The sequence below is a fragment of the Paraflavitalea devenefica genome, from assembly GCF_011759375.1.
GTDB lineage: Bacteria > Bacteroidota > Bacteroidia > Chitinophagales > Chitinophagaceae > Paraflavitalea > Paraflavitalea devenefica.
Genome location: NZ_JAARML010000007.1, coordinates 196,756 through 209,306, shown reverse-complemented (window position 1 = coordinate 209,306; position 12,551 = coordinate 196,756). Strand labels below are relative to the sequence as shown.

The window sequence follows — 12,551 nt, the reverse complement described above, 5'->3', positions numbered from 1 at the left end:
CAGCAATTATCTCTCCCATAATTGAGACGATAGGACCAAAAGACGGGTGACAACTTAACTATTGTCCGTTCCTTTCCGGGCCCTGGCAATAAACTCCGAAGGCAGCATATTGAATTTACTTTTGAAGGATTTGGCAAAATAGTTGGGCGTGGAGAAGCCGACCTGGTAAGCGATCTCTGCAATGGTCATATCGCTTTTTTCCAGGAGGACCGCTGCTTTGTCGAGCCGGTAAGAGCGGATATATTCCACCGGTGTTTGCCCGGTCAGCTCCAGCAATTTGTTATAGAGGGAACTCCGGCTCATGCCTACTTCCTTGCTCAGGCTTTCAACAGATAACTGTGAATTGGTGAGGTTCTCTTCCAGGTAGCTGACAATCTTATTCAATAATTTTTCATCGGTCGATTCTATGGCTACTTCCGGCGCAAGCACCTTGATCTGTTTGGTGTAAGTTGTTTTCAGGGTATTGTTCAGTTGCAGCAGGTTTTTGATCTTGGCATTCAGCACCTCAAAGTTGAAGGGTTTGGTGATATAATCATTGGCCCCGGTTTCCAGTCCGGTAATCTGTTGTTCTTCTGCTGTGAGGGCTGTGAGCAGGATAACAGGGATATGGCTGGTACGTTTGTCGGCTTTCAGTTTTTGCACCAGGCCGATGCCATCCATTTCGGGCATGGTAATATCGCTCACGATTAGCTGGGGGTGATGGGCCAGTGCTTTTTGCCATCCCTCTTTTCCGTTCACCGCTTCCAGTATCTTGTAGCTGCTCCGGAGATTGTCTTTGAGGTAGAACCGGAAATCTTCATTGTCTTCTACCAGTAATACGAGAGGATGGTCGATGGTGCTGCCAGGTGATGTAAGGGTGGCGGATACTTCACCTGTTTCAGGCGCCCCGGTTACTTCAATCGCTTCTTCGGGCATGGGTGATAATGCGGTGAGGTGGCCGGTGGGTTCTTCCTGCGGTTGCGGGGGAGCTGTTCTCAGGGGCAGTTCTATCGTGAACGTGGCGCCTTGTCCCGGCTCGCTTTCCACCCCAATGGTGCCGCCATGCATTTTAATGAATTCTTTGGTGATAGACAGGCCGATGCCGGTGCCCTGGTTCAGGATGGCCGCAGTGGTGCTGGTTTGGAAAAAGCGTTCGAATATCTGCGCCTGTTTGTCTTTGGGAATGCCGATGCCGGTATCTTTTACCTGGATGCTTACCCACTGCTGACTGGTACCGGCCGGGCTGTCCAATGCCTGCAAGGCAACGCTTACCTGGCCTCCTTCGAGGGTGAACTTAAAAGCATTCGACAAGAGGTTGAAGAGAACGCGTTCCATCTTACCCTGGTCGAAGTAAACGTTGAGCAGGGGCAGGTCGCTGCTGAAATCAAAGTGGATATGTTTTCTTTCCGCAAAGTCCATAAAGGAATCCGTTACCTCTTTCACAAACGATATCAGTTCGCCTTCTGATAACTGTAATTGAAGTTCATGTTCTTCCATCTTCCTGAAGTCGAGCAGTTGGTTCACCAGGTTCAACAGTCTCCTGGCGTTGCGTTTGATCATGTTCAGTTTGTCGAGCCTGTTCTCCGTCTTTTCGCCGGTGATCAGTTGGTCTACCGGCCCCATGATGAGGGAGATCGGTGTTCTGAAATCATGGCTCAGGTTGGTGAGGAACTTGATCTTCAAACGATCGAGTTCCTGTACGCGTTTGGCTTCCTGCCGTTCCTGTTCGAGCAGGAATTTTTTCCGGATCCTGGTGATGCCTCTGTGCCGGCTATAGAGCAACAAGCCTCCGATGGCTGCCGCATAAAAGATATAGGCCCACGTAGTGCGCCAGAAGGGGGGAAGCACATATATTTTGATGACAGTATCGGTGGTGCTCCATACACCGTCGTTATTACTGGCCTTTACATGAAAAGTGTATTCGCCCGGATCGAGGTTGGTATAGGAGGCGGTGTTGATGGTGCCGGTATAATTCCAGTCTTTATCAAACCCTTCCAGCTTGTAAGCGTAATGGTTTTGTTTGGGGAGGGTATAATTCAGCGCAACAAAACTGAGGGCAAAATTCTGCTTGTACGCAAGGTGGATCTGACTGGCTATGGAAATATGTTCTTTGATGGGCGTCTCTTCGCCGGGAACTACCGACTTGTTGGAGATCTTCAGATCGGTGAACAATACCTGTGGTACATTACGGTTAATGGTCAGCTTGGCCGGGTCGAAATAATTGAACCCTTCAATGCCGCCGAACAGCAATTCACCGCCCGATAGCCGGATGCCCGACCCGCGCACAAAATTATTGTTCTGCACGCCGTTGTAGTGGGTGTAGTTACGAAAGGTTTTTTTTGCCAGGTCGAAACTGCTGATGCCGGTGTTGGTGCTGAGCCATAGAAGGCCGTTCTTGTCTTCTATGAGCTGATAGATGGTGCCATTTTGTAACCCGTCTTTTTCGGAGAAGTTGATAAATGTCTGTTTCTTTTCGTCATACAGGCTCAGGCCTTCTCCAAAGGTCCCTACCCATATATTGTCCCGGCTGTCGCGCAATATGGCCTGCACCTTATCGCTGGGCAACCGGCTGTTGCTTTGTGTGTAGGTAGTCCATTGTCCATTGTGCGGGTTGTATACATTCACGCCGCCGCCATGCGACCCGATCCAGATATTGCCGGCCGTATCCTCTTCGATGGCCCGGATGTATCCATTCATGGGCAGCAGCACTTCATTGCCGGCATCCGGCCGGGGGTGAGTGGTAAACTTTGTAATGACCTTCCCCTCTTTCAGCAGGTTGATCCCCTCACCATTCGTGCCCACCCAGATCTGGCCTTTGCTGTCTTCCCTGATGCAAAAGATATAGTTGGAGTTGAGGTCGGCAGTCCCGGGTCCTTGCTGAATATATTGACGGGCGCCTGTGGTAAGGTCGAGGATGACGAGCCCCCAGGCATAGACGCCGGCATAGAGCTTGTTGTGGCGGGTTAGGTGCAGGGCCAGCACGGAGAGGGGATGCTGGTCGTGTACCGGTAAGCCAAGATCAACCGGGCTCACCTGTTCTGTCTTCCGGTTGAACCGGAACAATCCTCCTCCGTCGGAACCGATGAATACCTGGCCATCCCGGCTCTCTGCAAAAGAGCTGATGATGGAAGTGGCCCGGATTTGCTTAAAAAAGGTTCTGCTCAGCTTGAGATCAAAGAGGTTGAGGTTCCTGTCGTATTTATTGATGCCTCCACGAAAAGTGCCCAGCCAATAAATGCCCTGGTTATCAACATAGGCACACCTGATCGACTTGCTGGTGAGGCTATGGATATTGCCTTCCCGGGGAACATAGGCGGCTACCTCGTGTGTACGGGTATTTACAATATGCAGGCCTTCGGGCGTACCGATCCACAGGTCGCCTGCTTCATCGGGCGCGATGCAGATGATCTCATTGCTGTTTAAGACGGAAGCAGGGCCGCTGAGGTAATCATAAGCAGTGAACCCCGTGCCATCGGGCGGGTAGCTGCACAGGCCGGCGGAAGTGCCGATCCAGATACGGCCGTCCTTATCTTCGGCAATGGCCCTGATGTCGTTGCTGATCGGTCCTGCCGCGTGTGATGGGTTGTATTGAAACCGCCGGACCTTGTTAACCGCGCTTTCGTATAGGTAGAGGCCATTGGCAGTGCCCACCCATACACGTTGCTTGCTATCTACCAATACACAGGTCAGGATCTTAGGGATATGCCGGCCGCTGTCGGCCACCGTCAGATCAATCCGGGTGATATGGCTGGTGGCGGGGTCCAGCATGAACAGGTTCTCGTATTGCGCGATCCACACCTTGCCGGCCCGGTCGCTGCGGACGCCCCTGATCACTGCGTTGGAGGGCAGTTCGGGGGTTCGGGCATTGATGGGATAGTGGATGAAGATATCTTTTTTCCGGTCGTACCGGCTTAGTCCGCCGCCGCTGGTGCCGATCCATAAATTACCGGCCGGGTCTTCGTGCAGTGACAACACTTCGTTTGCCCGCAGACTGGTGGAGTCGCCGGGCAGGTGGCGGTATTGGATAAAATTGGTGCCGTCGAACTTATTCAGTCCGTCGTCGGTGGCGAACCACATGAGTCCATAATGGTCTTTAATGATGGCATTAACCGAGTTGGACAAAAGACCATCTTTGGAGGAGATGGTGGTGAAATTAATATGTTTTGGTTGCGCCCATCCGGTATGAACAAGCAGTAAGAAAAAGGAGAGGAGCGTATATTTATAATTAAACATATATGCGTGGCTATCGTTAAGGGCGAAGCAGGAGGCTACTGGCGCTGACAGGACATTTGTGCCACCAATTTCAACAAATGAGGCATGTCCCGGATCCCCTGCTTTTTACTTTTGTTTCGGTGTGAAATTGACGTTTATTTTTCACTTTCCGTTCCAAAAGTAAGCGTTCCCCGTAAAACGATTTGCCATGTGCAGTAATGTTGTAAAAGTTGCCCGGCCGGGGGCTGACCGGGAAAAAGAGCAGGCCCTGAAGAAACTGTATGAATGCCTGTCCGGTCATGTCCACGATAAAGACCTGAATATTGACCGGTTGGCGAAACTGATGTATATGAGCCGTCCGACCCTGTACCGGAAAATGAAAAGCCTCACCGGCCAGACGCCGAACGAACTGATCCAGGAAGCCCGGTTGAAAAAAGCGGCGGAACTGCTGGCGACCGGGGAATACCGCGTTTTTGAAGTAGCCCGGATGGTAGGCTATACCTCTCAAAGCAGCTTTGGCAAATCTTTCCTCAAACAATTCAAAGTAACGCCTGCCACTTACCAGCGCTGTAGATGATAACCCTTATTTCAATGGATGAAGAATCCTGGGGCACAGAAAAATAACAGACGCGCGCATTTTTCAATTCGAAAATATGTTTAAATTGTGTGCACCACACTGTTTCTCTTTTTTTATTGGACTGGCTGAATCCTGAAAGCCATTAACATATCCTGTATATGAATACTACGTCCAATAATAAAAAGGGGGATTCATCATTTATTAATACTCCTCCAAAAGAAGCAGGTTCAAAACCTGGTGTAATACAAATGCCTTCCATGGCGTTGCCCAAAGGCGGGGGCGCCATCAAAGGAATGGGAGAAACATTTAAGGCCGATGTATTTACAGGGGCAGCAAACTATTCTATCGCCATTCCTGGTACGGCCGCCAGGGGATTCGAACCACAGTTATCCATTGATTATAGCTCAGGCAATGGAAATGGCGTATTCGGCATGGGCTTTTCATTGCCTGTCTCCAGCATTTCCATAAGAACGGGAAAGGGAATTCCCCGGTACGATGGCCATGATATCTTTATGTTGGAGGGAAGCGAACTGGTCCTTAAAAAGCAAAGCCCTCACAAAACCGGTAATGAGTGGGAAGTATTTGAATACCTGCCAAGAGTACAAGGGGCATTTTCTTTAATACAGCATTTTGTTAAAGCGGATCAGTCGGAATCTTACTGGAAAATAACCACCACTGAAAATACGGTATCGGTTTTTGGCGGGTCGGAGCATTCAAGGATCTTTAATCCTGACAACCCGGCGCAAATAGTGGAATGGTTAATGGAACAGTCAACAGATGCCAAAGGGAACAGGATCGTTTATACCTATAAGGCCGAGAATAAAGACAATGTGCCCGACAAGCCCTGGGAGCAGAACCGCTCCTACAACAATAAATACCTGCAAAAAATACAATACGGCAATTATACCGGTCCGCAGGGCACGGCACAATTTGCTTATGAATTGATCTTTGACTATGGAGAATATGAGCTGCCTTCACTCAATGCCGGTAAGCAACCAATAACCGATCCCTATCGCCCGGTCAACAACTGGAAATACAGGCCCGATGCGTTCTCGTCCTATGACAGTGGTTTTGAGATCCGCACCTGCCGGCTGTGCTACAACATCATGCTCTTTCATCTTTTTGAAGACGAATTGGGCGATCCCTGCCTGGTTAAAAGTGTACATATTGATTATAAACAGTCCTGTAATTATAATGATAACAATAACCCGGGGCTTTCTTTACTCAGCCAGGCTACCATGGTTGGGTACAGAAGGCTGGGGAAGAAGGCCACGGATGAGTATGACATACAGCAAACCCCTCCAACATTGTTTAGTTTCTCAGCCTTTGATCCTCCCCTGAATCCCCCATTTAAAAATATAACGGTCAATGATCGCCATGTGCCGGGGTATTTAAACAATACCGGGTTTCAACCGGTTGACCTGAACGGAGAAGGCATTGCCGGATTGCTGTACCAGGAGGGAGCTACCCTTTATTATTGTGCACCGGAAGGCGAAGGACAATATGATCAGCCGGAATTTCCTTTCCGGTTTCCGTCTGACCGTGATTTTGCCAATACAGGACTGTCGTTAACCGATCTGAATGGTGATGGTGTACTTGACCTGGTAGTCAGCGATCGGCAAAGGAACGGATACTACCTTAAAAAGGGTGATGGCGACTGGCAACGGTATACACCTTTTAAGTCGGTGCCCACCAATATAGACAGTCCTGCCATAGAAATGGCCGGGTTAAGCAATAATGGAAAAACCGATGCACTGATTGTTGACCGTGCTTACCTGACCGTATATCCTTCACTCGGTACCGATGGATATGGACCGGCAGTCAACGTAAAAAAGCCAACAGGCTTTCCATCTGTTAAAGAGGGGTATTTACAGCAGTACGTTGGTTTTACCGATATGATGGGCGACGGGCTTTCGCACCGGGTGAAAATAGCCAATGGAAGCGTGGAGTGCTGGCCCGATAGGGGCTATGGTGTTTTTGGTGAAAAGATCACCATGGGCAATGCTCCCTCGTTTGGCGATGACTTCGATATAGCAAGGTTATCGCTGGCCGATATTGACGGCTCCGGCACAACAGATATCCTGTATGTGCAGCAGAATACCATAACCCTTTACATCAATCATAGCGGCAATTACTTTTCAGCTCCCATTACCATTGATCTGCCTGAACCCTATAGCGCCATTGACCAGGTAAGCTTTGCCGATATAAACGGGAATGGCACCAATTGCCTGGTATATACCAAGGCCGGGCCGGTGATGCGGCATTATTACTACGATTTTACAGGAGAAATGATCATAGATGGCCGGCCGCAAAAGAGCATGAAGCCTTACCTGCTCATTGAAATTGATAACAACCTGGGCATGGCCAACCGGATCCAATATTGCAGCTCCACCAAATTCTACCTTGAAGATAAAAGAGCAGGCGATCCCTGGGTTACCAGGCTGCCATTCCCGGTGCAGGTGACGGAAAAAATAAGTGTGATTGATAAGATCAACGGGGCTTGCTATACCAGCAGTTTTACATTTCATGACGGACATTATGATCCTGTTGAAAGGGAGTTCATAGGTTTTGGCTATGTGGAAACATGGGATACGGAAACTTATGAAAACAGCCACAGCCAGTCACCCTATCTCACTACGAAAGAAGAAAACTATGTACCCCCGGTGTATAGCAGGACCTGGTATCATACCGGTGCCGGTTTTGACGATCCCGCGGTCATGACCAACTATAAAGCGCATTTCTTTAAGGGGGATACCAAAGCGTACGATTTTCCCGACACCGTTTTTGATGAATTAATATACCGTCAGGATCCCGATACATTGCGCCAGGCCTGGCTGGCGCTTAAAGGGCAGGTTATACGTACGGAAGTATATGCAGCCGATAAAGACATCAATCCTTTGCTATACCAAAATCCCTACACCGTAACGGAAGCAAACGAAAAAGTTTTTTTATACCAGGAAAAAGGAAGCCAGCCGTATGCTGTTTTTTTAGTAGTGCCCAGGGAAAGTATTGCTTACAACTATGAGCGCAATCCCCTGGACCCGCGCGTGCAGCAAACCTTTACGCTGGCAACAGATGCTTTTGGCAATACACTTCAATCCTGCATCCTCTACCTGTCAAGACGCCCCAACAATTCGGTTGATTTTGTAAAATATCCCGAACAATATACCGTGCGGGGCACACTGGCGCTGCAACGGTATGTAGACGTAATAGATGATTTCCTTTTTTGTCAGGTGCCCTGTGAAGAACAAAATCTTGAACTGGCCGGTATCCTGCCGGACATCAATGAATACTTCTCTTTTGACGGCATAAAAAAGCAGGTGGATACCATTGGACTGCCCAACCGGTCGGTCATTATTCCTTATGGAGGCGTCTTCACGGGGGGCGTACAGGTCAGGCAAATTACCTGGAGCCGGCAATACTTCTGGAACTGGGCAAACCTTCACCAAAACCCTGTGCTCGGTTTTATCTGTTCGCCGGCCTTATTGCACCATACAGAAGAAGCCGTTTTTCCCAAACAGTTTACCATTGATACGTATGACGGCAGGCTGATTGACGAAGCCGGCTATACCCATGACGGCTATCTCTCCAATGTGATCTGCACGCATGGCGGATACTTTTATACGCCCGGCCCTGATAACGGGTACTGGTGGAACAAAGGACTTGTGCAATATTATCTGGCGCCTTCCATGGACCTGGATGCTCCCCAAACTTTTTATTTACCCTTTAAAAGCGAAAATAGTTTTGCCCTTCAACCCCTTTCGGGCGCAGCAGGAACGTCCCGGGCGCTGCTCACCCAGGACCCTTCCCTCCATGTGTGCACCTCCATCTTTTATGATCACTATTACCTGTTCCCTGTACAGCTCACAGAAGAAATTGACAGTAATACTGTTAATACGCAGTATGCGCAGATGGATTACATAACAGGTCAGCCACGCCAGTTAGTGGACATCAATGGTAATACAGGTCAGGTATTGTTCGATCCGCTGGGCCAGGTGATCGTGTCTTCTCTTTTTGGAACAGAGAATGACACAACAGCAGGCGGCATGACCTTGTATCCCGACGGGGGAAAACAAGCGGAGTACCAGGACCCCGGTAAAGGCTCTTTTACAGCAGTGATCAATAACCCCGGAAAATTTTTGCAGGGGGCCAGCACCTATTACTTTTATAACCTGAATGCCTGGGTGGATGCGCAGCAGCCCGTTGCTGCTATCCAGCTCGTCAGGAACCATTACTGGCAGGCGCCGGATGGGAATAGCAGCCCTTATTGCCAGGTAATGATCAGTTATACAGATGGGTTGGGCAGGAGTATTGAAGCGAAATTAAAATGCACAGTAAATGGTAATGAAGCTAATAATATTCCAGGCGAAGAATGGCAGGTAACCGGTAGAACGGTGTACAACAACAAAGGAAAACCCTGCGAACAATACCTGCCTTATTTTACGGCTTCCCCTGACTATGAGGACCAGGAAAGCATTCCGGGGCCACCACCTACTGTAACACACTACGATCCTTTATTGAGGGTCATCCGGATAGACACACCCAAAAGGTTTTTCTCTAGGGTAGCATTTACTCCCTGGGAGCAACTACAGTATGATGAAGATGATACTATATTGGACTCCTGGTTCTACCAGCATGAGTATCCCGGCAACCTGACGCCCAACGAAGTGGATGCCATTAAAAAAGCCGTGGCATTTTACAACACTCCTTCCGGGACCATCTTTGATAACAGCGGCCATCCATTCCTGGACGTTAGAAACAACCTGGGCAATGTACCCAAAAATGCTTTTGCCTCGCTTCAAACGCCCGTCATTTCTTCAGCAGCCATCTGGAACGATCTTATCTTAAATGGCTACCTGGCGCCGTACCCGGATTTTCCGGAGCTGGAGCTGCATTTTCTCACCCCCAAATTCCAGCCCTATGCAAAAGGGTTTGTCTTGCACCTCAATGCAAGGTATAATGATATACTGCAGCCAATTATTGATATACTTAAAGAGAACTGTCTTACTACTTATTATATCAGCGATATTTCAGGCAGGGTACTGATGGCTGTTGACCCAAGGATCTATTACGGGAACATCATCAACAATACCAGCCATTACAACTTCAGGTACAGGTATTCCATGACGGATAAGGATCCTGTATTCATAGATAGTGCGGATGCAGGCGTAGAGAATCCACTCCTGGGTTTATCTGCCGAAAAACACCTGTCGAATATCTTTAACGCGCAACTATGGACCTGGAGCCCGCGCAGCTATTGCCAGTTTATCCTGTACGACAGATTGCAACGGAAGACAGCCCTGACCATTAAAAAGATCACGGAACCGGGGCCTGTTACGAACTATGATAATTTTAACCTCGTGGAAGTATTCACTTATGGAGAAAGCTGTACCGGTGCGGCCGGGTATAACCTGCGCGGACAACTGTACCAGACCAAAGACCTTTCCGGTATCGTAGTGAACCCTTCCTATACCATGACCGGATTGCCCTTGGAAACGACCCGCCAACTGCTGAAGGACTATAAAACGCCGGCCGACTGGAGAGACGAACTGTTGCTTTTGGAAGACAGGGTTTACCGCACTGCATTTACCTACAATGCCATACAGCAGATGCTGACGCAAACAACACCCGATGATTCCGTAACCACCAATACTTATAACCAGGCGGGCCGGCTTATAACCGTATCTGTTAAGTTTCCCGGTAACGAAGCTGTTCAGTCCATTATCGAAAACATTGAGTACGATGCCAACGGGCAAAGGACCTTATTGAAAAACGGGAATGGGATTGTTACCCGGTATACGTACGAAGAAACCACCTTACGCCTTATGGCCATAAAAAGTACCAGGCCAGCCAACGGGAATATCACCACGATGGTGCAGGACATAATCTATTATTACGATCCTGTGGGCAATATTACCAGGACGCTTGATAATACGGCCAACATTGTTTTCTGCAACAACCAACGGATCAACCCGCTGGCCGATTATACGTACAATGCCCTCTACCAGCTTGTCATCGCCACCGGCCGTCAGCATACGGGTATCACCACCAATACCTACCAGGATAATTCACCGGACAGTTTTAAGCAATGTTTTTTTGGTCCGCCTCCTTATATGGCCGACGCTAACAAGCTTGAAAACTATACGGAGCGGTATACCTATGATGATTCCGGCAACCTGGTGTATATAAAGCACACGGCTTCTGTTACCACTTCGTGGTCAAGGGACCTGGCGGTGGAAGATTATTCCAACAGACTTACAAACAGTGATTATGATGCGGCCGGTAACCTGCGGAAGCTGGATATTGCCAATGAGGTGGAGCTTTCTTACAATTGTTGTGAACACCTCGTGAAAGCCGGTATCATCAAACGTGTGAACGAACCGGACGACTGCGATTATTATCTGTACGGCAGCAGTGGCGGGCGCACCCGGAAAGTGTCAGAAAAAATGGCCCAGGGCGGTGCGCTTACGTTGGTGGAAGATAAGATCTACCTGGGCAATTATGAGATAAAAAGAAATATCAATGTCGCTAGTGGTGCAACGCTTGTAACATCCGAAAGGCAAACCATCAGGGTGATGGATGACCAGGGCTGCGTGGCCATCATATATTATACCCTTACGGATACGGCCCATCCCGATAGGGAAGGGTTAAGGCAATGCCGGTTTCAAATGGACAACAATATCGGTTCGGTTTGTTTGGAAATGGATACCAATGCCCAGCTCATCAGTTATGAAGAATATTTTCCGTACGGAGGCACTTCCATCATTACCGGTATTAGCCAGGCAGAAGTGAAAGCGAAGGAATACCGTTACAGCGGCAAAGAGCGCGACGACAGTACCGGATTATACTACTACGGGCTGCGCTATTATGTGCCGTGGCAGGGAAGATGGTTAAATCCCGACCCGGCCGGTACGGTAGATGGCCTGAACCTATATGCCTTTGTAGGTGGCAGGGTTATCGCCTGGCATGATATAAATGGAACTAGGAAAAAAAGGAAGAAGGAGGATGATGGCAAGGGGGAGGCGGTAAAAAAATCTAAAGAGGAAGAAGAAAAAGAAATATCCAAGAAGGATCAATTGATTCAAAGTTTAGGCATAGAAAACTTAAAGGAAGACGGTGACCCGGCGCCCCAGGGTGATACCGAGGAGATGAGAGAAACTGCCTGTTGGAATTGGGCGTTGAACGCCGGGAAAGCATCGCCGAATAATGATTTGAGCGTAACCCAACTGTTTAGTAAGGGCAGGAGCGCCATTTTTAAATACAGGAATCATTCAAAGAAAGATGAGACGCTTTATGGAGGTTTGGGCAGGATCCCAAGCGAATTCCCCCAAAGCGAAAAGGCTGACTCAATAATGGGTGAGTTGAGGGAATTGACTAAACAGAAAGCCTTTAAGCCATTATTGGAAGGAGCACCCAAAGAAAAATTATCTAAAGAGGAAGCCGAGCTGCAGATCCAGTTTATGAAAGGTTCCATGAAAATAGCAGCCCTGGCGGCTAAACTCAATCCCAATAACGAGGGGGAGAAATCAACATTCACCTTACACATGCAAACCGTGAAAGGCGCCTTTCATACCTGGGAGCATTGGGGAATAGGCGTTCGCCGGGGAGATGGTTCCAGGTCAATTATACAAACCTTACCAAAGTTAGATAAGAAGAAATCAAGTCCACGGCATCCTATTAAAATAAATACCGAAAAGATGTGGGACCCCGACCATGTAGAAGCTATTATAGGAATTGATGAACTGTTGGATGCGCATTATGATGTACTGCTTAAAAAATAAAC

The 12,551-nt window shown here is 48.6% G+C and carries 3 protein-coding genes; 2 read left to right on the top strand and 1 reads right to left on the bottom strand.

The window, feature by feature from the left end:
* Positions 1-54: 54 nt before the first annotated feature.
* Positions 55-4,212 (bottom strand): hybrid sensor histidine kinase/response regulator transcription factor, encoded by a 4,158-nt coding sequence (locus tag HB364_RS29750; RefSeq protein WP_167292080.1) that lies wholly within the window; start codon positions 4,210-4,212, stop codon positions 55-57.
* A 187-nt stretch (positions 4,213-4,399) separates the two neighbouring features.
* Here HB364_RS29750 and HB364_RS29745 point away from each other — a divergent pair, with 187 nt between their 5' ends.
* The gene (locus HB364_RS29745; RefSeq protein WP_167292079.1) at positions 4,400-4,768 is read left to right on the top strand and encodes a helix-turn-helix domain-containing protein; all 369 of its coding nucleotides are present in this window, start codon (positions 4,400-4,402) and stop codon (positions 4,766-4,768) included.
* A 158-nt stretch (positions 4,769-4,926) separates the two neighbouring features.
* On the top strand, positions 4,927-12,549 hold the full coding sequence (locus HB364_RS29740) for a SpvB/TcaC N-terminal domain-containing protein (RefSeq protein ID WP_167292078.1): 7,623 nt from the start codon (positions 4,927-4,929) through the stop codon (positions 12,547-12,549).
* The last annotated feature ends 2 nt before the right edge of the window (positions 12,550-12,551 follow it).